This is a genomic window from Streptomyces sp. MGP-BFMKR1 (assembly GCF_057766585.1).
On sequence record NZ_CM173408.1, the window covers coordinates 6,162,598 to 6,185,694 of the forward strand.

Consider the following 23,097-nt stretch of genomic DNA (forward strand, 5'->3'; position numbering starts at 1 on the left):
GGCCCGCGGCAGCCGGAGGAACCCAGCCGTGCCTGAGGGGCATACGATCCACCGCCTCGCGGCGGACTACCGGGAGCGCTTCGCCGACCGACCGGTGCGGGCGAGCAGCCCGCAGGGCAAGTTCGCCGACGGTGCCGCGCTCGTCGACGGCCAGCCGCTGACCGCCGCCGACGCGCACGGCAAGCACCTCTTCCTCGGCTTCGCCGCCGCCGGCTGGGTCCACATCCACCTCGGCCTCTTCGGCAAGCTCACCTTCGGCCCGGCCCCCGCGCCGCCGCCCACCGACACCGTGCGGCTGCGCCTGGCCAACCCCGACGCGTACGCGGACCTGCGGGGGCCGACCACCTGCGCGCTGATCACCGACGCGGAGAAGCAGGCCATACACGAGCGCCTCGGCCCCGACCCGCTGCGGGCGCGCGGGCCGGCCGACCGGCCGGTGGCGGCGGACCCGAGCGGGGACGGCGAGGTCGCCTGGCGGCGGATCTCCCGCAGCCGGTCCACGGTCGCCGCGCTGCTGATGGACCAGAAGGTCATCGCCGGGGTGGGCAACGTCTACCGGGCCGAGGTGCTCTTCCGGCACGGCATCGACCCGTACCGCGCCGGCCGCGATCTGACGCGGGCGCAATGGGACGCCGTCTGGGCCGACTTGGTCCACCTCATGCGCGAAGGCGTCCGGAACAACCGCATCGACACGGTGCGACCCGAACACCTCCCCGAGGCCATGGGGCGTCCGCCGCGCGTGGACGACCACGGGGGAGAGGTGTACGTGTACCGCAGGGCCAGGCAGTCCTGCCACATCTGTGGCGGCGAGATCCGCACCGCCGAACTCGCCGCCCGCAACCTCTTCTGGTGCCCGGGGTGCCAACCCCGCTAGCTCCTGGTGCCCGGGTGCTACTCGACTCGGGCGCCGCCCGCGCGCGGGCGCGCGATCCCGCGGGCCCGTTGGTGATCTTCGCGACGTACCCGCACAGGCGATCGCATTTCGCTTAGGATTCCCTTCTCGGCCAGCGGCCCGAGGCGCGCCTTCCGTGGCCGCGCCGGGGGCGACCATGCGAAGCGTCGGATTCAGCGTCGGAGTCGGAGAAACGTGCGGAGCATGGTGGAGGGTGGATAAGGTCCCGATGCGATGAAGACCGGAGGTGTGGAGTCCGCGACGGCCCGGATGCGCAAGGCGCTACACCGGGCGCGCACCAGCGTGCGCAAGGCCGGTGTGGACTACTTCCGCGGCGACGGCTCCGACTGGCTGGCCCTGGCCGTCCTGCTCGCGGCCGTGCCGGCCATCGCGGCCAGCACCATCGCCCAACCCGACTGGTGTGACCCCTCCGTACTGGTCCTGCCGATCGTCGCCGGCGGACTGCTGCTGCGCCCGGCCAGCCTGCTCGCGCTGTACGCGGCCTCGGCCACCGCGCTGATCATCGAGGCCGCGGTCCTTGAGCCGTACGTCGGCGGCGAGGACCGGGTGACCCCCGGCACCATCCTGGTCGTCGCGGCGGTGGGCTTCTTCGGGCTGGTGATCGCCCAGTTCCGCAGCCGGGTCGGGGTGCCCTGGCGCGGCGGCGGGACCATGCTCTTCGACCTGCGCGAACGCATCCGGGTGCAGAGCAAGCTGCCGACGCTGCCACGCGGTTGGCACCGCGAGATGTCGCTGCGACCGGCCGGCGGCCAGTCCTTCTCGGGCGACTTCGTCGTCGCGGCCCGCACGAACGGCGGGCGCAGCCTCGAAGTGGTGCTCACCGACGTCTCCGGCAAGGGCATGGACGCGGCGTCGCGGGCGCTGCTGTTGTCCGGCGCGTTCGGCGGGCTGCTCGGCTCGTTGCCGCCGCACGGCTTCCTGCCCGCCGCCAACGGCTACCTGCTGCGGCAGGACTGGGACGAGGGCTTCGCCACCTCCATCCACCTGGTGCTCGACCTGGACAGCGGGGACTACGAGTTGTACTCGGCCGGCCATCCGCCCGCGCTGCAACTGAACGCGGGCTCCGGACGCTGGGACGAGATGGCGGCCGAGGGCCCGTTGCTCGGCGTGTACGACGGGGCGACGTTCGACCCGATCAAGGGCAACCTGCGTCCGGGCGACGTGCTCATGCTGTTCACCGACGGCCTGGTGGAGACCTCCGAACGGGACATCGCCGACGGCATCGACCGGCTGACCGGCGAGGCGGACCGCTACGTGGCCAGCGGCTTCCAGGGCGCGGCCTGGCACCTGATCGAGTCGGTGGCCAAGGACGTCAACGACGACCGGGCGCTGCTGCTGATCTGCCGCGAGTAGCCGAGCCACGAGGCGCCGGTGAGCGGCGAGGCGCCGGTGAGCGGCGAGGGTCCGGTGAACGACGAAGGGCCGGGCGCGTGCGGTACGCGCCCGGCCCCTCGTGCCGGTTCGGCCGGCGCCGTTCAGCCGGGGTCGGTGCCCTTGTCCCCGCCGGTGCCGCCGGCACCGCCCGAGCCGCCGGCCCCGTTGCCCTGGAGCGCGGCCTGCCTGGGCTGCTCCGCGTCTCGGCCGCCCGGGAGGAAGCGGGCCAGCCAGTGGGAGCTGCCGGCCGCCAGTGGGCTGAGCACCGCGAGGATCAGGACGTAGCCGGCGATGAACGGGGACAGCCGCTCGTCGAGCCCCGCGCCCGCCGCCATGGTGGCCAGGATCAGCGCGAACTCGCCGCGGGCCAGCAGCGCGGTGGCGATGTTGGCCGCGGGGCCGGCGCCGAAGTCGTAGAGGCGGGCGGCCACAAGGCCGGCGAACACGTTCATCACGATCGTCAGCGTCACCGCGATCAGCACCGGGACCAGCACCGTCGGCAGGTCGCCGGGGTCGATGGACAGGCCGAAGGCGAAGAAGAAGATCGCGCCGAACGCGTCCCGCAGCGGGTGCACCAGCTTCCGGATGCGGTTGCCGGAGGTGGTGCTGCCCAGCATGAGGCCGACCATGAACGCGCCGATCGCGTCCGCCACCCCGAACCACTCGGAGACACCCGCCACGAAGACGGCCGCGCCCAGGAAGGAGATCACCAGCAACTCGTTGTCGCGGGTGGAGATCAGCTTGTCGATGACGCCGATGCCCCAGCGGGCGATCGCCGCGAGCAGCAGCAGGAAGCCGAACGCCTTGCCGGCGTCGCCCGCCGCGGCCGACATGCTGTCCGCGCCGGAGATCACCGGCTGGAGGGCCGCCAGGTACAGGGCCAGGAAGATGTCCTCGACGACGATGATGCCGAGGATGGGTTTGGTCTCCGGGTTGCCGATCCGCCCGAGGTCCACCAGCACCTTGGTGACGATCGCCGACGAGGAGATGCCGAGCACCCCGGCCAGGACCAGCGCCTCGGACGTGCCCCAGCCCACCAGGAAGCCGAAGGCGAGGCCGGCGCCCACGTTGAGGGCGAGGTACGAGCCGCCCGCGAGCGCCATCTTGCGCCCGCCGGTCTTGAGGTCGTCCATGTGGAACTCAAGACCGAGGTAGAACAGCAGCAGTACCAGGCCGAGCGCGGAGAGCATCTCCAGCTCGTGCGGGTCGTCGACCAGGACGAAGCCCGGCGTGTTCGGCCCGAGCAGGATGCCGGCCAGGATGAACAGGGGAATGGTGGGCAGCCCGATCCGCGCGCCCAGGCGGGCGAGCACGGCGGCGGCGAGAAACGCCCCGCCCATGGCGATGAGGGTGTCCGCGTGTCCGATGGCTCCTCCAGAGGTCGGCCCGACGGTGAGGTCAAGGGGGAGTCAAGAAATCGTATGTAATTAGTTTACCAAACGACTTTTCGACGCCCGGGCCGACCCGGAAGGCTCCCCTCCGCAACGCGCGCCCGGCAGGCGCGCGCCGTGGACGGAAGCCATCCGGGAGCCCAGCACCCGCACCGGCCATCGGGTTTTCCCCACCATGCATCCGCCAGCAACCGCCATGGTCGCGACGCGCCTTCACTCCGTACGTTCGAGGTGCTGAAAGACCACGTGAGGCGCAGACCGACGGCGCCCACGCCAGCGCACCGACGGCGCTCCACCGCGCCACGACCAGCGAAGGACGGAACAGGCGATGGGGCTGCGGAACAGGCGTCGCACCAAGCGGACCGAGGGGCACGCCACACCCGGCCCGGCCGGCACCGACCACCCCGCGGGCGACCCGTACGGCACCGGGCCCGGCGGCCCGTACGCCACACGGGAGCGGCCCCGGGTCGCGACCGCGGCCGACGGGCCGCCGCCGTACCCGCCCGGCACGCCGGGCGGCGCGTGGGCCATCGAACTGCGCGGCGTGCGCCGGCAGTACGGGCGCGGCTCGGGCGCCGTGCACGCCCTGCGCGGCATCGACCTCGCCCTGCCCCGTGGCAGCTTCACCGCCGTCATGGGCCCCTCCGGCTCGGGCAAGTCCACCTTCCTTCAGTGCGCCGCCGGACTCGACCGGCCCACCGCCGGCTCCGTCCGGCTCGGCGGCACCGAGATCACCGGGATGAACGAGAACAAGCTCACGGCCCTGCGCCGCAGCCGCCTCGGCTTCGTCTTCCAGGCGTTCAACCTGCTGCCCTCGCTGACCGTCGAGCACAACGTGCTGCTCCCCATGCGACTCGCGGGCCGCCGCCCGGACCGCGAGGCCGCCGCCCGGGTGCTCGCCCAGGTCGGCCTGGAGGCGCACGCGAGGCGCCGCCCGGGCCAGCTCTCCGGCGGCCAGCAGCAGCGCGTGGCCATCGCCCGCGCCCTGGTCACCCAGCCCGACGTGGTCTTCGCCGACGAACCCACCGGCGCCCTGGACACCGGCACCGCCGCCGAGGTGCTCACCCTGCTCCGGCAGGCCGTGGACACCCTGTCGGCCACCGTCGTCATGGTCACCCACGACCCGACCGCCGCCAGCTACGCCGACCGGGTGCTGTTCCTGGCCGACGGCGCCATCACCGACCGGCTCGCCCGGCCCACCGCCGACCAGGTCGCCGCGCGCATGACCGCCCTCACCGCCCGCACCCGCCCCGCCGCGCCCCACCCGATGGCGGGTGCGGCGGCATGACCAGACGCTCCCTGACCAACGGCCTGGCCCGCGCGGCCGTCCGCTTCAAGCCCGCCGCGTTCGCCGGCACCTTCGTGGCGTTGATGATGGCCGCGTTCATCGTCTCCGCCTGCGGCATCCTGCTGGAGAGCGGCGTACGCGCCTCCGCGCCGCCCCAGCGCTACGCCGACGTGCCCGTGGTCGCCGCGGCCGACCAGCACGCGCGCCTCACCGACGACAGCGGCGACGACGGCGACGACGGCAGCGAACTGGTGCCCGACGCGGCCCGCCTTGACGCCGCCCTCGTCAGCGAGATCGCCGCCGCCCCCGGCGTCGCCACCGCCATCCCCGACGTCAGCTACCCCCTGCGCACCAGCACGGGCGCCGTCACCGCCCACGGCTGGGGCTCCACCGCCTTCACCGGCGGCGACCTCGCCCAGGGCGCCGCGCCCCGCACCGCGCACCAGGTCGTGCTCGACCAGGCCACCGCCCGCGCCCAGCGCGCCACCGTCGGCGACCACGTCACCCTCACCGCCGCCGACGGCGCGCACCGCTTCGAGGTCTCCGGCATCGCCAAGCCCGCGACCCACGCCGCGCTCCGGGCACCCACCGCCTGGCTCACCGACCAGCGGGCCGTCGAACTCTCCGGGCACCCCGGCAAGATCGACGCGGTGGCCGTGCTCGCCGCGCCCGGCACCACCACCGGCGACCTCGCCGACCAGGTCAGGCGCGCCGTGGCGGGCAAGGCGAAGGTGCACACCGGCGACGGCCGCGGCGGCGTGGAGGAGCCCGGCGTCGCCGAGGCCAAGGAACTCCTGACCGGACTCGGCGGCAGCTTCGGCGGCGTCGCCACCATGGTCGCCGTCTTCACCGCGGCCGGCACGGTCGCCCTCTGCGTCGGCCAGCGCTCCCGCGAGTTCGCCCTGCTGCGCGCCATCGGCGCCACCCCGCGCCAACTCCGCCGCTCCATCGCCACCGAGGCCCTGCTGATCGCGCCGATCGCCGGCGCCGTCGGTTGCCTGCCGGGCATCGCGCTGGCCCACTGGTGGTTCGACCAACTCCAGGACAAGGGCGCCATCCCCGAGGCCGTACGCCTGCACGTCTCCTGGATCCCGCTGGTCAGCGCGGTCGGCGCGGGCGTGCTCGCCGCGGTACTCGCCGGGCTGCTGGCCGCCCGCCGTCCGGCCAGGACCAAGCCCGGCCAGGCCCTGAGCGAGGCCGCCGTGGAGCGCTTCAGGCCCGGCGTCATCCGTACGGTGCTCGGCGCCGGCGCCCTGGTCGGCGGCATCGTGCTGGCCCGCGTCGCGGCGGGGGAGAGCGGCGACGACGCGGCCAACCTCGCGCTCGGCGTGGTGATGCTCTTCATGCTCTCCGTCAGTCTGCTCGGCCCGATCATCGCCCGGCTCTGCGCCTGGCTGATCGGCCTGCCGCTGCGCGCCGGCGGCGCCCCCGCCGGCCTGGCCGCCGCCAACACCCGGGCCAACTCGCGCCGACTGGCCTCCGCCATCACCCCGATCGTGCTGGCCATGGCCTTCTCCTCGACCCTGGTGTTCCTGCACACCAGCGAGGACCACGCCCGCGACGACCAGCGCCGCGCGGGCATCGTCGCCGACCACATCGTCACCGACCCCGACGGCCTGCCCGCCGACACCGCCGCCCGCGCCGCCCACACCCCGGGCGTGCGGACCGCCGTCGGCCTGCTGCGCGCCGGCGTGCTCGTCCCGACCGGCTCCGGCGAGACCCGCATGCTCACCAGCGCCGCGGCCCAGGGCGTCTCCGGCACCGGCGACGCGCTGCGCACCGTCCAGGACCTGGACGTACGCGCCGGCGACCAGTCCGCCATCGGCCGCCCCGACACCGTCGCCGTGGACGCGCTGCTCGCCGACTCGGCCGACGCCGAGGTCGGCGACCGGCTCCAGATCGTGCTGCCCGACGGCTCGACGGCCAAGCCCGAGGTCGTCGCCGTCTACGGCCGCGGTCTCGGCGTCGCCCAGCTCACCCTGCCCCGCGCCGCGCTGGCCCCCCACGTGACCGCCGCCTACGACACCGACGTCTTCGTCCAGCGGATCCCGGGCAGCGACCCGGACCGGGTCGCCGCCGCGTTGGCCCCGCTCGGCACCGTCACCGATCGCGACGGGTACGCCGAGGCACAGGACAAGGACCGCGAGATCAACGTCTGGGCCAACACCACCATGGCCGCCGTACTCGGCGGATTCGCCGCCGTGGCCGCCGCCAACACCCTGGTCATGACCGTCCTCGACCGCCGCCGCGAGTTGAGCACGCTCCGCCTGATCGGCTCCACGAGGCGCCAGGTGCTCGGCATGATCCGCTGGGAGGCGCTGCTCGTGGGCGTCGCGGGCGTCGCCATCGGCACCGCCATCGCGCTGATCACGCTGAACCCGATGACGCGCGGCATCACCGGCACCAGCCCGTACATCCCCCCGGGCCTGTACGCGGCGTTCGCCGGCGCCGCGCTCCTCATCGGCCTGCTGTCCAGCACGCTGCCGGCCCGGCTCGCGCTGCGCCGAACGAGCATGGTCGGCGCGGGCGAGAAGCAGTGACGTCCCGCCCCGGGGCTCGACCGACAGGTGTGACCGGCGAGAGTGGGTACCCGAACCGCCGCCACAGGTCACAGGTCACGGAGTGAGGACACGAGATGTCGGTGCTGACGCTGGAGGAAGTCGAGGCGCTCGCCCGCGAGGCACACGCGGGCCAGACGGACAAGGCCGGCATCCCGTACGTGGAGCACCTGGCCGCCGTCGCCCACGGGGTCCGCGAGCGCGGCGGCGACGACGAACAGATCGCGGCGGCCTGGCTGCACGACGCCATCGAGGACGACGTCCTGTCCCGCGACTGGCTGGCCACCGCACCGCTGACGCCGCACACCAAGGAGCTGGTCGACGCGATGACCAAGCGCGAGGACGAGCCCCTTGAGGCGTACGCGGCCCGGCTGCGGGCCACCCCGGGCGCCGTGCTCATCAAGGCGGCCGACGTCGCCCACAACGCGGACCCGGCCCGACTGGCCCGGCTCGACCCGGAGACCCGGGAGCGGCTGAGCGCGAAGTACGCCCGCACCCGGCAACTCCTCGGCCTGCCGGACACGGAGGACCGGCCGGCGGCCCAGAGCTGACCGGGCCGAGCGCCCGGGCCCACCGCGCCCGGGCGCGCGACCCATCGCCGGGCGCCCCCTGGACACCGCGTTGCTTCAGCCACCCGCGCGCGGTGGCCGCCGACGGGTCTCGGCCGGGTCGGCGCGGAACGCCCATGCCATCGTCGGTTCCATCGCAAAGCGGAACACCCGCCGCACCGGGGGCGTGGGCAACGCCGTGACCACCAGCGCGGCCACCGCCGTCACCACCACCTCACCCAGCGGCTCCCGCAGCCACGGGTGAGCCTCCGGCCCCCCGCCGAACAGCGCGCCCCCGGCGAGGAAGCCGTGCGGCAGACCGCCGTACAACGTGCCGGCGCCCAGCGCCGTGCACCACGTCCCACGCCGCGGCACCCAGGCGAGGAAGCAGACCACCAACACCGTCGAGCACCCGAACAGACCGGGCGTCAGCACCCGCCCGGTCCACGGAGCGGCGCCCAACTCCCGCACGCCGTCACTGTGGTGGAGCCAGGCCGGCCGCACCCGCGGGGCCGCCCAGGAGGCCAAGCCGAGCGCGCGACCGAAGACGGGCACCGCGACCACCCGCACCCGGGCGCGCCGCACCAGGTGAACGTGGCCGGCCCGCAGGTGCGGCCCGAGGCCGAGGGAGCGACGGCGGGCCGGGCCGTGGCGCGCTCGCGCGGGCCGGCGCGAGGGGGACCGGAGCTGGTCGCTCGGGTACGCGGTGGGGCGGTCACTCACGGGCGGACCCGCACCCCGTCGGGGCCGGCGAACCGCGCCCGCACTGCGGGGAAGTGGGGGAGGCAGCGTCGAACATCTGAGGCGCCATAGTGGCCACCCCAGGAATGGGTAAAACTTTGCTCGACATTTCCGCTGCGCATTGTTCACTCGCGTACCATCCCCGCCCTGCCCCGGCGAGGCGTCAACCGAGCGCGCGTGAGGGTCCTCTCCGGCCCGGCATGGACAGGGCAACTCGCGCTGTAGCACGCGGCATTGGCCCTCTTGGCGAGGGATGTCCGGCGCTGACGGAAGAGGCGAGAACTTCACCGCTTTGTTGGTGATTTGTCCGCAGGTCCGGGGCGCGTTGAAGATATGCAGAATTCCCGTTAGCAATGTTGTTGTAAGGGGCACCAGGGTAGGAGATCCGGCCGAATTTATGCGGTGTCTATCGGACACCCGATGCCCGCCGGACCGCCCGGTACGCCCGAAAACCGGGCCTGCCATCACTCCCGGAGGCGATTCGGGCCCCCGGACCGGAGCCCGGAAAGGCCGTCCGAGCAGCATGCGCGGTTGGCCAATGATTCGTCACCTGGCTCCAACCATCACTCACTTGGTGGCACGATGGTTCAGGTGGGGGTGTGCGGGGCCGTGCTCCTCCCCGGGCCGGAGAGACGTGTTGCGACCGAGGGCGAGGGATCAGTCGTGGTTATTTCCCTGTCTGTTGTGCTGCTGGTTGGCATAATTTTGGCGTTTATCTTCAGGGCTGGGAAGATCAAGGCAGGGCCCATGCTCGTCGCCATGCTCTTCGGCTTCCTCCTCGCCTCGACCGATGCCTCCCCGGACATCCAGGAGTTCCTGGACAACGTGGCCGAGGGCATCAGCGACATCGAGTTCTAGCCGGGCCTCCCGCGTCCGCCGTGTGCGCCCGCGAGGGCGTGACGCGGCGGAGCACGCGGCCGGCTCGGCGTACGTCGCCGGCGTGCGCCACGGCGCGAGCGGGCCGCCCCCGCGTCCGGTGCTGGGCCGTGCACGCGGACCGGCCGGCCGGGGAGTGTCGGAGTACGTGGGAGTCTCCCCACGTCGCGCTCCCGGCACAAGGGGCAGCACACGGGCAACTGGCCCGCCCGTCTCTCCGGTGTCCCGATTCCCCGGTTTCGCGCCCGCCGGGCCGCGTCGTCACCTCGCGCACCGGGCCATCCCTCCCGCGAGCCCGCCGGTCCGCGGGCCGTGTCACGCCACGCCATGCCATGCCACATCGCCGCGGCCGAGTCCCCCGTCCCACGCGGCCCAAACGCGGCGGAGCGCCAGCGCGAACCCGGCGCGGACACCGTTGCCCCTCGTGACGTTGCCCCTCATGACCGGTCGCCTGGGCTGCGGCGGCCCGCAGGGAACGCACGTCGCTCCGCCGGGCCGCGACGGCCCCCGAGTGGCCGTACGACCCGGCCGGAGGGCCCGTACGGCGAGCGCGACGCCAACGGCCCGGCGGCGGAGGATCCGCACGCCGGGCCGTTGGGCAGGCAGTGGAGCGGGCGACGGGAATCGAACCCGCGTAGCCAGTTTGGAAGACTGGGGCTCTACCATTGAGCTACGCCCGCGCGCCACCGGTGAGGTGGGACGATCGCCGTGGCGACCGCCGAAAACACCGGCCCGTACGAGCCCTCGCGGGCCCGGCCGTGGCACGAGGTGCATCGTAGCGGGTCAGCCCCGTCCCGCGCACACTTCGCCTGATCGCGGGAATAAGTGGCAGCCGACAGTCCGATCGGCATGTACCCTACGTGTCGCACCGGCGGGGTGTGGCGCAGCTTGGTAGCGCGTCCGCTTTGGGAGCGGAAGGTCGTCGGTTCGAATCCGGCCACCCCGACCAGCATCACCTCGAACGCCGCCCAGGCCACGGTCCGGGCGGCGTGTCGTTCGTACGGCGCAGTCCGTCGGCGCCGATTCGCCCCGCCTCGCCGCGGGTCCGACCGGGCGTCGGGCGGCGGCTGTGAACGGGCATGATCCCGTTAGGGGGCTGCTCTCGCTTGCGGTTACTATGCAAGCTGCGCGCCTGTGTCTGTGATGACGGGAATGGGCCCGCCCCTGGTATCCCCTGGTAATACGGCGGGCGCTTCGCCAAGGGGCGCGATCCGCAGCGTCGCCGCGCCAACCACACGTCGCAGCACGCGCAGGCACGCACATGAAGAGCCACACTCAGAAAAACCCGAAGACCCCAAGAAGTCAGCCCCAAGGAGACCGAACCGTGAAGAGCGCCGTGGAGACCCTGAACCCGACTCGGGTTCGGCTCACTGTCGAGGTGCCCTTCGAGGAGCTCAAGCCCAGCCTCGACGCGGCGTACAAGAAGATCAACCAGCAGGTCACGGTGGCGGGCTTCCGCAAGGGCAAGATCCCGGCCCGGGTCATCGACCAGCGGTTCGGCCGTGGCGCCGTGCTGGAGGAGGCCGTCAACGACGCGCTCCCGAAGTTCTACACCGAGGCGGTCAACGAGGGTGAGCTGAACGTCCTCGGTCAGCCCGAGGTGGACATCACCGAGCTGAAGGACGGCGAGCTGCTGGCCTTCACCGCCGAGGTGGACGTCCGCCCCGAGGTCGAGATCCCGGACTACTCCGGCATCGAGGTCACCGTCGACGCGGTCGAGGTCTCCGACGAGGACGTCGACAAGTCGGTCGAGCAGCTCCGCGACCGCTTCGCCACCACCTCCGTGGTCGACCGCCCCGCCGCCGAGGGTGACACCCTCACGATCGACCTTGAGGCCAGGGTCGACGGCGAGGTGCTGGAGGACGGCGTCGCCTCGGGCGTCTCGTACACCATCGGCTCCGGCCAGCTCCTCGACGGCATCGACGAGGCCGTCACCGGCGTCTCCGCCGGCGGCACCGCCACCTTCACCTCCGAGCTCAAGGGCGGCTCCGCCGAGGGCAAGGAGGCCGAGGTCAAGGTCGAGGTCACCGAGGTCAAGTCCCGCGAACTGCCCGCGCTGGACGACGAGTTCGCGCAGCTGGCGAGCGAGTTCGACACGCTGGAGGAGCTGCGCGCCGACAGCCGCAAGCGCCTTGAGCAGATGAAGAAGTACGAGCAGGCCACCCAGGCCCAGGAGAAGGTGCTCGACGCCCTCCTGGAGCTGGCCGAGATCCCGATCCCGGAGAAGCTCCTCCAGGACGAGATCGAGACCCGCAAGCACAACCTGGTCAACCACCAGCTCGGCCAGATGGGCCTCGACCTCAAGAAGTACCTGGAGATCCAGGGCAAGACCGAGGAAGAGTTCGACGCGGAGACCAAGGAGCAGGCGGAGAAGGGCATCAAGACCCAGTTCCTGCTGGACGAGCTGGTCAGCAAGGAGGAGCTGCAGGTCGGCCAGGAAGAGCTGACCGAGCACCTGATGCGCCGCGCGCAGTCCTCCGGCATGAGCCCCGACCAGTTCGCGCAGGCCGTGGTCGAGGGTGGCCAGGTGCCGATGCTCGTCGGCGAGGTCGCCCGCGGTAAGGCCCTCGCGGTCGTGGTCGAGGCCGCCAAGGTCACGGACACCAACGGCGAGGTCGTCGACCTGGAAGACGAGGACGACACCGACGAGACCGCCGAGACCGTCGAGGCCGGTGGCGAGGGCGCGGCCGAGGGCGCCGACGCGCCGGAGGCCAAGGCCGACGAGGCCGGCGACGCCAAGGCCGCGGAGAAGGCCGACGAGAAGGCCGAGGAGAAGACCGAGGGCTGAGCCCCGGCCTGATCCCCGGCGCGGGACACCACGGCACGGGTCCGGACGCACACGCGTCCGGACCCGTGTCCGTCCCCGCCCGCGGGGGGCCGGCGCGCGCCGGCCCGCGATCGACACACCGGGCCCCCCGGCGCACACCCGTACGACCGGCTCCGAACGGGGCCACGGGCGGGTGTCGGAAGCCGGCCGGGCGGGGCTGTGCGGCCGTCCGCCGGCCCGCCGGGGCCCGTTCGCCTTTCCCGGCTGGCGCGCGGGCCGACCGGCGCTCCACCGGGCGCACAGCGCCCCGTAGCCTGCGCTCACAGCGAACAGTTCCGGATGCGGGATGGCGTTGTCCGACCTGCGCGTTAGGGTCCGTAGATACGAGGGCAGGGGTGGCGCCGCGGAAAGCCCCGGAGGGTGTGGGGCGGGCTCCAGGCGCCGCTTGCTTCCTGTCCGCACGAAGACGCTGAGACGGCTCGCGGCCGTCGAATCAACGAGCAGGTGGATACGTGACGAATCTGATGCCTTCCGCCGCCGGCGAGCCGACCGTCGGCGGCGGCCTCGGCGACCAGGTCTACAACCGGTTGCTCGGGGAGCGGATCATCTTCCTCGGCCAGCCGGTCGACGACGACATCGCCAACAAGATCACCGCGCAGCTGCTCCTGCTCGCCGCGGACCCTGACAAGGACATCAACCTCTACATCAACAGCCCGGGCGGCTCCATCTCGGCGGGCATGGCGATCTACGACACCATGCAGTTCATCCCGAACGACGTGGTCACCATCGCCATGGGCCTCGCCGCTTCCATGGGCCAGTTCCTGCTCAGCGCGGGCACCCCGGGCAAGCGGTTCGCGCTGCCGAACGCCGAGATCCTGATCCACCAGCCCTCCGCCGGCCTGGCGGGTTCGGCCTCCGACATCAAGATCCACGCCGAGCGGCTGCTGCACACGAAGAAGCGGATGGCGGAGCTGACCGCCTTCCACACCGGCCAGACCGTCGAGCAGATCACCCGCGACTCCGACCGCGACCGCTGGTTCTCCGCCGAGGAGGCCAAGGAGTACGGCCTGATCGACGACGTCATGGCCTCCGCCGCGAGCGTTCCGGGCGGCGGCGGCACCGGGGCCTGAGCGGCACCCGAGCTTCCACTTCCAGCCCACCGAACGCCATCAGGATGGTGAACACGCAGATGAACAACAACGCCGGTAGCGGTCTGTACCAGGGCCCGGCCGCCGAGTCCCGGTACGTCGTCCCGCGCTTCGTGGAGCGCACCTCGCAGGGCGTGCGCGAGTACGACCCGTACGCCAAGCTCTTCGAAGAGCGGGTCATCTTCCTCGGCGTCCAGATCGACGACGCCTCCGCCAACGACGTCATGGCGCAGCTGCTGTGCCTGGAGTCGATGGACCCCGACCGCGACATCTCGATCTACATCAACTCGCCCGGCGGCTCGTTCACCGCGCTGACGGCTATCTACGACACGATGCAGTTCGTCAAGCCCGACATCCAGACGGTGTGCATGGGACAGGCGGCGTCCGCCGCGGCCGTGCTGCTCGCGGCCGGCACGCCCGGCAAGCGGATGGCGCTGCCCAACGCCCGCATCCTGATCCACCAGCCGTACAGCGAGACCGGCCGCGGCCAGGTCTCCGACCTGGAGATCGCGGCCAACGAGATCCTGCGGATGCGCTCGCAGCTCGAGGAGATGCTGGCCAAGCACTCCACGACGCCGATCGAGAAGATCCGCGACGACATCGAGCGCGACAAGATCCTCACCGCTGACGAGTCGCTGGCGTACGGTCTGGTGGACCAGATCGTCTCGACCCGCAAGAGTTCCGTTTCGGTTTGATCCCGCCGCGTCGGGAGCGGTCCCTCTTGGCGTGCACTCGGTGCCGTGTGGATCGAGTCGCTCCAAGGGGGGCCCGCACGGGGGCCCCGGCAAGGTACCGTCGATAGGCAAGCACCCGGGTCTGCGCAAGCGTTGCAGATCCCAGGCGAAGGGGAAGCACCTCGTGGCACGCATCGGTGACGGCGGCGACCTGCTCAAGTGCTCGTTCTGTGGGAAGAGCCAGAAGCAGGTGAAGAAGCTCATCGCAGGCCCCGGTGTGTACATCTGCGACGAGTGCATCGATCTCTGCAACGAGATCATCGAGGAGGAGCTCGCGGAGACCTCCGAGGTCCGCTGGGAGGAACTTCCCAAGCCGCGCGAGATCTACGAGTTCCTCGAGGGCTACGTCGTCGGCCAGGAGGCCGCGAAGAAGGCGCTCTCGGTGGCCGTCTACAACCACTACAAGCGCGTTCAGGCGGGCGAGGCGGCGAGCAGCCGCGACGACGGCATCGAGCTGTCGAAGTCCAACATCCTGCTGCTCGGCCCGACCGGCTCCGGCAAGACGCTGCTGGCGCAGACGCTGGCCCGGATGCTCAACGTGCCGTTCGCCATCGCCGACGCCACCGCCCTCACCGAGGCGGGGTACGTGGGCGAGGACGTCGAGAACATCCTGCTCAAGCTGATCCAGGCCGCTGACTACGACGTCAAGAAGGCCGAGACCGGGATCATCTACATCGACGAGATCGACAAGGTCGCCCGCAAGAGCGAGAACCCGTCGATCACCCGCGACGTCAGCGGCGAGGGCGTGCAGCAGGCGCTGCTGAAGATCCTGGAGGGCACCACGGCCTCCGTCCCGCCGCAGGGCGGACGCAAGCACCCGCACCAGGAGTTCATCCAGATCGACACGACGAACGTGCTGTTCATCGTGGGCGGCGCGTTCGCCGGCCTGGAGAAGATCATCGAGTCGCGGGCGGGCGCCAAGGGCATCGGCTTCGGGGCCACCATCCGCTCCAAGCGCGAGATCGAGGCCAGCGACCAGTTCCAGGAGGTCATGCCGGAGGACCTGGTGAAGTTCGGGATGATCCCCGAGTTCATCGGCCGCCTCCCGGTCATCACCTCGGTGCACAACCTCGACCGTGAGGCGCTGCTCCAGATCCTGGTCGAGCCGCGCAACGCGCTCGTCAAGCAGTACCAGCGGCTGTTCGAACTCGACGGCGTGGAGCTGGAGTTCGACCGTCCGGCCCTGGAGGCCATCGCCGACCAGGCCATCCTGCGCGGCACCGGCGCCCGTGGACTGCGCGCCATCATGGAGGAGGTCCTCCAGTCGGTGATGTACGAGGTGCCGTCCCGCAAGGACGTGGCCCGCGTCGTCATCACCGAAGAGGTCGTCCACTCGCACGTGAACCCGACCCTGGTGCCGCGCGAGCCGCGCATCGTCGGCAAGGACGAGCGGCACGAGAAGAGCGCGTAGCGCGCTGTTCACCCAGCAACGCGCGAGGGGCGCCCGGCCAACTGGCCGGGCGCCCCTCGCGCGTTGACGGGGCGTCACCCAAGCGCGGTCCCGCGTGGCCTCACTTCGGCACGCGGACGTCCTTGTAGACCTGCGCGGTGGTGTCGGCGACGGCGCTCAGGTTGACGGCGCCGGGGTCGCTGACGACGGCCGGGTCACCGAAGATGACGGCGCCGATCGTGCTGGCGTCGCTCCACGCGCACGTCTGGATCGGCACCGAACTGGACTCGACCACCTGGCACTTCATGACGCCGTCGAAACCGGCCGGGGTGAACTTCTGCGGCGTCCCCTGCGGCTTGCCGCCGCTGCTCGATCGCATCTGCTGGAAGTACCAGTCGACGCTGGCCTCCGGGTCGGTGGACTTGCCGTACGCGCCACCGAACGTGAGCTTCTTGATGCCTCCCGCGTACTCCGCGGAGACCGATCCCTCGGTGGTGAAGCTCGTCGGCTCCACGCCGTTCGCACCGATGCCGCTGTCCGTCTCGCCCTCGCCCTCACGCTGGAAGGAGCCAGCGACCGTCTGCGGCGTCGTCAGCTTGTACTGCTGGGCGGGCTCGGTCACCGGCGGCTGCTCTTCACCGGTGCCGCCCGTCCCACCCGAACCCTGCTGGCCGCCGGTGTCGCCGACGACGGTGTCCTTCTTCTTGTCCTTGGCCGAATCGCCGTCGCTGTCGCTCCCGTTGAACAACAGCACCCCGCCGACGACCGCCGCGCAGGCCACGACCGCGCCCACGACGATGCCGACCGTCTTGTTCCTGTTGCCCCCGCCCTGCGGCGGCATCGGCGGGCCCGGCTGCTGGTACTGGCCCATCTGCCCGTACGGACCGGGCTGCTGCTGCGGGTAGCCGTAGCCCTGCGGGGGCTGGCCGTAGGGGCCGGGCTGGGGCGGCTGGGGCGGGTAGCCGTAGCCCGGGTCGCCAGCCGCGCCGCCCTGGCCGTAGGGCCCCGGCTGTGGGGGTTGCTGGGGTTGCTGGCCGTAGGGGCCGGGCTGGTGGTAGCTCATGGGTTCCCTCGTTCTGCTGCGTACGGTGTCGCGGCTGGTAGGAGCGGTGGTTGGGCACGGCGTGGGAGGGGCCGAGGCCGCGCGGGTGGGCGGGCCTCGGCTGCCGTGGTGCCGACGGGGTCGCGCGGAACCCGCTGACGTGAGCCGGTCAGCCGGCCTCGACGCGGGCGTCCGAGCGGACCTCGGCGGCGAGCCCCGCCGCCTCGTTCAGCGTCATGCCGGCGCCGGTGACCAGGGCCGCCGGGTCCGCCATGACCGTCACGCCGACGGTGCTCTCGTCACCCCAGACGCAGGCGGGGGCCGTGATGGCTCCCTTGGGAGAGGTGAATTTCAGCTCCTGGCACTTGAGCACGTCGCCGTCGAAGCCGTCGGGTGAGAACTTCTGCGGGCTGCCGACCGTTTCGGCCGTCCCGTCCTCGACGAGTGCCTTGGTGATGACGGCGAGCGCGAGGTCCGCCGCCCGGTTCGGGTCGGTCACCTTCCCCCACACGCCGCTGAACTGGAGCTTCTTCTGGCCGGGCGTCTGGTAGTTGGCCGAGACCGGGTGCGCGTCCTCGACCACCGGCATCTCCTTGAGCTGCGCCTTGCCCGCGGGGGTCAGGTTGCTCTCGTCCTTGCCCTCGCCGACGCGCTGGTAGTCGCCCGCCACGGTCTGCGGCGTGCTCAGCTCGTACGCGGTGTCCTCGTCGCTGGCGAAGAGCAGGTAACCGCCCACCGCGGCGGCCACCACCGCGAGCGCCGCGCCGATGGCCAGCCCCGTCTTCCGGCGCCCGCCCCCACCGTTCCCACCCGGGGTCGGCGGCCCGTACGGAGCGGGCTGCGGCTGCATCGGCTGCTGGTGGAAGGCGGGCTGCGGCTGGGCGTACGGGCCCTGCGCGTACGGCGCGCCCGGCTGCGCGTACGGGTTCGGGTTCGGCTGGGGCTGGGGCTGCTGGGGGGCCGGCTGGCCGTAGCCGCCCTGGCCGTAGCCGCCGCCCTGGGCGTACGGGTTCGGCTGCTGCTGGGGCGCGGGGTGGCCGTAGCCGCCGGGCTGCGCGGGTTGGGCCGGCTGGGCCTGCGGGCCCGGGGCGGCGGGGTAGCCGTAACCCGGCTGGCCCGCGTACGGGTTGGGCGCCTGCGGCTGGCCACCAGCGTTGCCGTACGGCCCGGGTTGCTCGCCGTAAGGGCCTGACTGCGGCTGGTGGTGGCTCATAGGGCGTCTCCCCGGTGTGTCGAAGGCCACGCGCGACAGTCGCGCCTCAGTCAGCATCCTCCCGGACGCCGTGAGGCGCCCTCACCCCGGGGCGCGCAACGGGTTCGTAACAGCCTGCGGCGGGACCGTAGAATCGGCTCGTGACCGACAACACTCAGCGCCCGCACGACGGGCACAACAGCCCCGCCCCCGAACTGCCGACCCAGTACGCGCCGGCCGACGTAGAGGGGAAGCTGTACGAGCGCTGGGTAGAGCGTGGCTACTTCGAGGTGGACGCGGCGAGCGACAAGCCGCCGTTCACGGTCGTCATCCCGCCGCCCAACGTCACCGGCAGCCTGCACCTGGGCCACGCCTTCGAGCACACGCTGATCGACGCCGCCACCCGCCGCAAGCGGATGCAGGGCTTCGAGACGCTGTGGCAGCCCGGCATGGACCACGCCGGCATCGCGACGCAGAACGTCGTGGAGCGCGAGCTGGCCAAGGACGGCACGTCGCGGCACGACCTGGGGCGCGAGGCGTTCATCGAGCGCGTCTGGCAGTGGAAGGACGAGTCCGGCGGGCAGATCTCCGGCCAGATGCGCCGCCTCGGCGACGGCGTGGCCTGGTCGCGCGAGCGCTTCACGATGGACGAGGGCCTCTCCCGCGCCGTCCAGACGATCTTCAAGAAGCTCTACGACGACGAGCTGGTCTACCGCGCCGAGCGCATCATCAACTGGTGCCCGCGCTGCCTGACGGCCATCTCCGACATCGAGGTGGAGTACCAGGAGGACGACGGCGAGCTGGTCTCCATCCGGTACGGCGAGGGCGAGGCGTCCGTCGTGGTGGCCACCACCCGCGCCGAGACGATGCTCGGTGACACCGCCGTCGCCGTCCACCCGGACGACGAGCGCTACCGCCACCTGGTCGGCACCGAGATCGAGCTGCCGCTGACCGGCCGCCGCATCCCCGTCGTCGCCGACGCGCACGTCGACCCGGAGTTCGGCACCGGCGCGGTCAAGGTCACCCCGGCCCACGACCCGAACGACTTCGAGATCGGCCAGCGGCACGGCCTGCCCGCGCCCGCCGTCCTGGACGAGCGCGGCGTGATCACCGTGCACGGCCCGTTCCAGGGGCTCGACCGCTTCGAGGCGCGCAGCGCCATCGTCGGCGCGCTGCGCGCCGAGGGCCGCGTCGTCGCCGAGAAGCGCCCGTACAAGCACTCCGTCGGGCACTGCTCGCGCTGCAAGACCACCATCGAGCCCAGGCTTTCGATGCAGTGGTGGGTCAAGGTCGGCCCGCTGGCCAAGCCCGCCGGCGACGCGGTGCGCGACGGCCGGGTCGCGATCCACCCGGAGGAGATGACCAAGCGGTACTTCGACTGGGTGGACAACCTGCACGACTGGTGCATCTCGCGCCAGCTCTGGTGGGGCCACCGCATCCCGGTCTGGTACGGGCCGAACGGCGAGATGGTCTGCGTCGGATCGGACGAGGAGCCGCCGACGGGCGAGGGCTGGCACCAGGAGACCGACGTCCTGGACACCTGGTTCTCCTCCGGCCTGTGGCCGTTCTCCACGCTCGGCTGGCCGGAGCGGACCGAGAGCGTCGAGAAGTTCTACCCGAACTCCATCCTGGTCACCGGCTACGACATCCTGTTCTTCTGGGTCGTGCGGATGATGATGTTCGGCATGTACGCGATGGACGGCACGCCGCCGTTCCAGACGATCGTGCTGCACGGCATGGTCCGCGACCAGTTCGGCAAGAAGATGTCCAAGTCCTTCGGCAACGCGGTCAACCCGCTGGACTGGATGGACACCTACGGCTCCGACGCCGTCCGCTTCACCCTGGCCCGTGGCGCCAACCCCGGCACCGACGTGCCGATCGGCGAGGACTGGGTGCAGGGCTCACGCAACTTCGCCAACAAGATCTGGAACGCGACACGCTTCGCGCTGATGAACGGCGCCACGGTCGACGGCCCGCTGCCGGCCCCCGAGGAGCTGTCGGCGGCCGACCGGTGGATCCTCTCCCGGCTGAACACGGTCGTCGCCGAGGTGGACGCGTACTACGACGACTACCAGTTCGCCAAGCTCTCGGACGCGCTGTTCCACTTCGCGTGGGACGAGGTCTTCGACTGGTACGTGGAGCTGTCCAAGACCACCTTCCAGGCCGGCGGCCCGGCCGCCGACGCCTCGCGGCGGGTGCTCGGTGAGGTCCTGGACGTGACGCTGCGGCTGCTGCACCCGCTCGTCCCGTTCGTCACGGAGACCCTGTGGACCGCGCTGACCGGGGGCGAGTCCCTCGTCGTCGCGCAGTGGCCGGCCGACAGCGGGTTCCGGGACGCGGCGGCCGAGCGGGAGATCGCGGTGGTCCAGGAACTGGTCACCGAGGTCCGCAGGTTCCGCGCCGACCAGGGCCTGCAACCCGGCCAGAAGGTGCCGGCCCGACTCGACCTGACGGGTACCGCGCTCGCCCCGCACGAGGCGGCGATCCGCTCGCTGCTGCGGCTCCAGCCCGAGGGCGAGGGCTTCACGGCGACCGCGTCGCTGCCGGTCGTGGGCGCCACGGTGGCGCTCGACCTGTCCGGCACCATCGACGTGGCGGCCGAGCGCAAGCGGCTGGCCAAGGACCTGGCCGCGGCGGAGAAGGAGAAGGCGCAGGCGACCGGGAAGCTCGGCAACGAGGCGTTCCTCGGCAAGGCGCCGGAGCCGGTGGTCGACAAGATCCGCAAGCGGCTCGCCACGGCCGAGGAGGACATCGTCCGCATCACGGCCCAGCTCGCGGCGCTGCCCGAGGCGTAGCCGCCCGGCCGGCCGAACGGCGGGAGCACGGGCAACCCGTACGAGGGGCCTCGCACCGAACACGGTGCGGGGCCCCTCGCGCGTGCGACGGCGTACCTCCGCCGACGGCGGGACTCAGCTCTCGACGGCGGCCGGCTCGCACGTGGGTGGCCCGGCGCGCGCCCGGTGTCCGACCCGCCTCGTAGACTGGCGCCGTGAGTGAGCGCCCCCCGAGTGACGAATCCGAGCCCGACGGGCTCGACGCCTTCGACGAGATCATTGAGGCCGAGACCGAGCGCGACCCCGACCTCGCCGTGATCGAGGCGGGCAGTCGCACCCTGCGTGCCCAGGCCGGCCCGCCCCAGGACGACGGCGTGCCGTCCCGACCCCAGGACCCCGAGCTGGACCGCGCGCTGCGCGAGGTCGAGACGGAGCTGGCCAGCCGCTGGGGTGAGACCAAGCTCGACCCGTCGGTGCAGCGCATCAAGGCGATCCTGGACATCCTCGGCGAGCCGCAGCGCGCGTACCCGGCGATCCACATCACCGGCACCAACGGCAAGACCAGCACGGCCCGGATGATCGAGGCCCTGCTCGGCGCCTTCGAGCTGCGCACCGGCCGGTACACCAGCCCCCACGTGCAGTCGATCACCGAGCGGATCAGCCTGGACGGCGCCCCGATCTCCGCCGAGCGGTTCGTCGAGACGTACCGCGACATCCAGCCGTACGTGGAGATGACCGACGCCCAGCAGGAGTTCCGGCTCTCCTTCTTCGAGGTGCTGACGGCCATGGCGTACGCGGCGTTCGCCGACGCGCCGGTCGACGTCGCGGTGGTCGAGGTCGGCATGGGCGGCACCTGGGACGCGACCAACGTCATCGACGCGGCGGTCGCCGTCGTCACCCCGATCTCGCTGGACCACACGGACCGGCTCGGGAGCACGCACGAGGCGATCGCCACCGAGAAGGCGGGGATCATCAAGGCCCGGGAGGGGGCCGACGGCGCCGCGGGGGCGACGGTGGTCCTCGCCCAACAGCCGGTGGAGGCCGCGTCGGTGCTGCTCAAGCGGGCCGTCGAGGTGGACGCCACGGTGGCCAGGGAGGGCATGGAGTTCGGCGTGCTGAGCCGGGAGGTCGCGGTCGGGGGCCAGCTCCTGACGCTGCGCGGCCTCGGCGGCGAGTACCCGGACCTCTTCCTCCCGCTGCACGGCGCGCACATGGCGCACAACGCGGCCGTGGCGCTCGCCGCCGTCGAGGCGTTCTTCGGCATCGGCTCGCAGCACGCCAGGACGCTCGACCTGGACACGGTGCGGGCGGCGTTCGCGGGCGTCAGCTCGCCCGGCCGGCTTGAGGTGGTGCGTCGCAGCCCGACCGTGGTGCTGGACGCGGCGCACAACCCGGGGGGCGCGCGGGCCGCGGCCGAGGCGGTCACCGAGGCGTTCGCCTTCAGCCGGCTGATCGGCGTGGTCGCGTGCAGCACGGGCAAGGACGTGCGCGGCCTCCTGGAGGCGTTCGAGCCGCTGTTCACCGAGATCGTGGTGACGCGGTACGCGCACGACCGGGCGCTCGACGTGGACGAACTGGCGGCCGTCGCCGTCGAGGTCTTCGGGCCCGACCGGGTGCAGGTCGAGCCGCGCTTGGACGAGGCGATCGACGTCGCCGTCACGCTCGCCGAGGAGGAGGGCGAGTTCTCCAGCGCCGGCGTCTTGATCACCGGCTCCGTCATCACCGTGGGCGAGGCCCGGCTGCTCCTCGGAAGGGAGTAAGAGCATGCGAACGCTGCGCACCCTGTGTGCGTCCACCCTGATCTGCGAGTTCTTCGTCATCGGCTTCGCCGGCCTGGTCGCCATGAAGCTCTCCGACCTGTCCATGGGCACGGTGTGGACGGTCAGTGGCATCGCCATGGGCCTGTGCGTGCTGCTGTCCGGGATGCTGCGCTGGCCGTGGGCGCTCCAGGTCGGCTGGGTGTTGCAGATCGGGCTGGTGCTGAGCGGCTTCGTGGTGCCGGTGATGTTCTTCCTGGGCCTGGCGTTCGCCGGCCTGTGGTGGGCGTCCATCCACTACGGGCGGCACATCGACGAGGCCAAGGCGCGCTTCGCGGCGATGGACGAGGCCGCCCGCGAGCTGGCCGAGGCGCGCGCCGCGGCCGGCGGGACCGGGAACGCCGACGCGGCCGACGGCGCCGCCGCGGCCGACGAGGCCCGTGAGGCTCGTGAGGTCAGCGAGCCCGGAGCGGCCGGCGGGGCCACGGCGCCGCGGCAGCGGGCGGCGGCGGACGCGGACGCGACGCGCCCGGCGTCCGACCCCGCGTAGGGTCGGGGCGCGTCGCGCGTGGCCCGGCCGGCCACGCGCGGCGCGTCGGCGTTG

At 72.3% G+C, this 23,097-nt stretch carries 16 protein-coding genes, 2 tRNA genes and 1 pseudogene; 14 read left to right on the forward strand and 5 right to left on the reverse strand.

Annotated features, from left to right (window positions below; translation table 11 throughout):
• Positions 1 to 28: 28 nt before the first annotated feature.
• Both AC3CHW_RS24560 and AC3CHW_RS24565 read left to right on the forward strand, forming a co-directional pair.
• Positions 29 to 874, forward strand: a complete 846-nt coding sequence (locus AC3CHW_RS24560) for an Fpg/Nei family DNA glycosylase (protein WP_488467928.1) — start codon at positions 29 to 31, stop codon at positions 872 to 874.
• Positions 875 to 1,126: 252 nt separating this feature from the next.
• Positions 1,127 to 2,266 (forward strand): PP2C family protein-serine/threonine phosphatase, encoded by a 1,140-nt coding sequence (locus tag AC3CHW_RS24565; RefSeq protein WP_176161610.1) that lies wholly within the window; start codon positions 1,127 to 1,129, stop codon positions 2,264 to 2,266.
• A 122-nt stretch (positions 2,267 to 2,388) separates the two neighbouring features.
• Here AC3CHW_RS24565 and AC3CHW_RS24570 read toward each other — a convergent pair whose 3' ends face one another.
• Entirely contained in the window at positions 2,389 to 3,627 is a 1,239-nt protein-coding gene (locus AC3CHW_RS24570; RefSeq protein WP_488467929.1) for a cation:proton antiporter, read from the reverse strand.
• A gap of 379 nt (positions 3,628 to 4,006) precedes the next feature.
• Between AC3CHW_RS24570 and AC3CHW_RS24575 the strand changes: the two genes are divergently transcribed.
• The 3 genes from AC3CHW_RS24575 to AC3CHW_RS24585 all read left to right on the forward strand — a co-directional run bounded on the left by AC3CHW_RS24575 (position 4,007) and on the right by AC3CHW_RS24585 (position 8,075).
• Complete coding sequence (locus AC3CHW_RS24575) at positions 4,007 to 4,966, forward strand: ABC transporter ATP-binding protein (protein WP_488467930.1); 960 nt, start codon at positions 4,007 to 4,009, stop codon at positions 4,964 to 4,966.
• Positions 4,963 to 7,506, forward strand: a complete 2,544-nt coding sequence (locus AC3CHW_RS24580) for an ABC transporter permease (protein WP_488467931.1) — start codon at positions 4,963 to 4,965, stop codon at positions 7,504 to 7,506. The genes AC3CHW_RS24575 and AC3CHW_RS24580 overlap by 4 nt, the downstream gene beginning before the upstream one ends.
• A gap of 95 nt (positions 7,507 to 7,601) precedes the next feature.
• Entirely contained in the window at positions 7,602 to 8,075 is a 474-nt protein-coding gene (locus AC3CHW_RS24585) for an HD domain-containing protein (RefSeq protein ID WP_488467932.1), read from the forward strand.
• A 75-nt stretch (positions 8,076 to 8,150) separates the two neighbouring features.
• Here AC3CHW_RS24585 and AC3CHW_RS24590 read toward each other — a convergent pair whose 3' ends face one another.
• Positions 8,151 to 8,795 (reverse strand): hypothetical protein, encoded by a 645-nt coding sequence (locus tag AC3CHW_RS24590; protein WP_488467933.1) that lies wholly within the window; start codon positions 8,793 to 8,795, stop codon positions 8,151 to 8,153.
• 681 nt (positions 8,796 to 9,476) lie between these two features.
• Between AC3CHW_RS24590 and AC3CHW_RS24595 the strand changes: the two genes are divergently transcribed.
• Positions 9,477 to 9,671, forward strand: coding sequence for a hypothetical protein (locus tag AC3CHW_RS24595; protein ID WP_176166046.1), 195 nt, complete (start codon positions 9,477 to 9,479; stop codon positions 9,669 to 9,671).
• A gap of 624 nt (positions 9,672 to 10,295) precedes the next feature.
• On the opposite strand, the gene AC3CHW_RS24600 is transcribed toward AC3CHW_RS24595, so the two are convergent.
• Positions 10,296 to 10,369, reverse strand: a tRNA-Gly gene (locus tag AC3CHW_RS24600).
• Between the two features lie 192 nt (positions 10,370 to 10,561).
• On the opposite strand from AC3CHW_RS24600, the gene AC3CHW_RS24605 reads away from it, so the two are divergent.
• The 5 genes from AC3CHW_RS24605 to clpX all read left to right on the forward strand — a co-directional run bounded on the left by AC3CHW_RS24605 (position 10,562) and on the right by clpX (position 15,749).
• Positions 10,562 to 10,638: transfer RNA gene (locus AC3CHW_RS24605), tRNA-Pro, on the forward strand.
• Between the two features lie 375 nt (positions 10,639 to 11,013).
• Positions 11,014 to 12,477 (forward strand): trigger factor, encoded by a 1,464-nt coding sequence (tig, locus tag AC3CHW_RS24610; protein WP_488467934.1) that lies wholly within the window; start codon positions 11,014 to 11,016, stop codon positions 12,475 to 12,477.
• 491 nt (positions 12,478 to 12,968) lie between these two features.
• The gene (locus tag AC3CHW_RS24615; protein WP_269475461.1) at positions 12,969 to 13,586 is read left to right on the forward strand and encodes an ATP-dependent Clp protease proteolytic subunit; all 618 of its coding nucleotides are present in this window, start codon (positions 12,969 to 12,971) and stop codon (positions 13,584 to 13,586) included.
• A gap of 47 nt (positions 13,587 to 13,633) precedes the next feature.
• Positions 13,634 to 14,299 carry an ATP-dependent Clp protease proteolytic subunit gene (locus AC3CHW_RS24620; RefSeq protein WP_269785646.1) on the forward strand — a complete coding sequence of 222 codons (666 nt, stop codon included), beginning with the start codon at positions 13,634 to 13,636 and terminating at the stop codon, positions 14,297 to 14,299.
• Between the two features lie 163 nt (positions 14,300 to 14,462).
• On the forward strand, positions 14,463 to 15,749 hold the full coding sequence (clpX, locus tag AC3CHW_RS24625) for an ATP-dependent Clp protease ATP-binding subunit ClpX (RefSeq protein WP_176161603.1): 1,287 nt from the start codon (positions 14,463 to 14,465) through the stop codon (positions 15,747 to 15,749).
• 100 nt (positions 15,750 to 15,849) lie between these two features.
• On the opposite strand, the gene AC3CHW_RS24630 is transcribed toward clpX, so the two are convergent.
• Positions 15,850 to 16,791, reverse strand: a complete 942-nt coding sequence (locus AC3CHW_RS24630) for a hypothetical protein (protein WP_488467935.1) — start codon at positions 16,789 to 16,791, stop codon at positions 15,850 to 15,852.
• Positions 16,792 to 16,939: 148 nt separating this feature from the next.
• Complete coding sequence (locus AC3CHW_RS24635; RefSeq protein WP_488467936.1) at positions 16,940 to 17,983, reverse strand: hypothetical protein; 1,044 nt, start codon at positions 17,981 to 17,983, stop codon at positions 16,940 to 16,942.
• Between the two features lie 140 nt (positions 17,984 to 18,123).
• Here AC3CHW_RS24635 and AC3CHW_RS24640 point away from each other — a divergent pair, with 140 nt between their 5' ends.
• The 3 genes and pseudogenes from AC3CHW_RS24640 to AC3CHW_RS24650 form a co-directional block, all read left to right on the forward strand.
• Positions 18,124 to 20,757: a valine--tRNA ligase gene (locus AC3CHW_RS24640; RefSeq protein ID WP_488467937.1), complete on the forward strand. Its 2,634-nt coding sequence runs from the start codon at positions 18,124 to 18,126 to the stop codon at positions 20,755 to 20,757.
• Positions 20,758 to 20,951: 194 nt separating this feature from the next.
• The gene (folC, locus tag AC3CHW_RS24645; RefSeq protein ID WP_459249444.1) at positions 20,952 to 22,496 is read left to right on the forward strand and encodes a bifunctional tetrahydrofolate synthase/dihydrofolate synthase; all 1,545 of its coding nucleotides are present in this window, start codon (positions 20,952 to 20,954) and stop codon (positions 22,494 to 22,496) included.
• A 13-nt stretch (positions 22,497 to 22,509) separates the two neighbouring features.
• Positions 22,510 to 22,860 (forward strand): annotated as a pseudogene (locus AC3CHW_RS24650) (DUF4233 domain-containing protein); the annotation flags it as partial.
• Between the last annotated feature and the right edge of the window lie 237 nt (positions 22,861 to 23,097).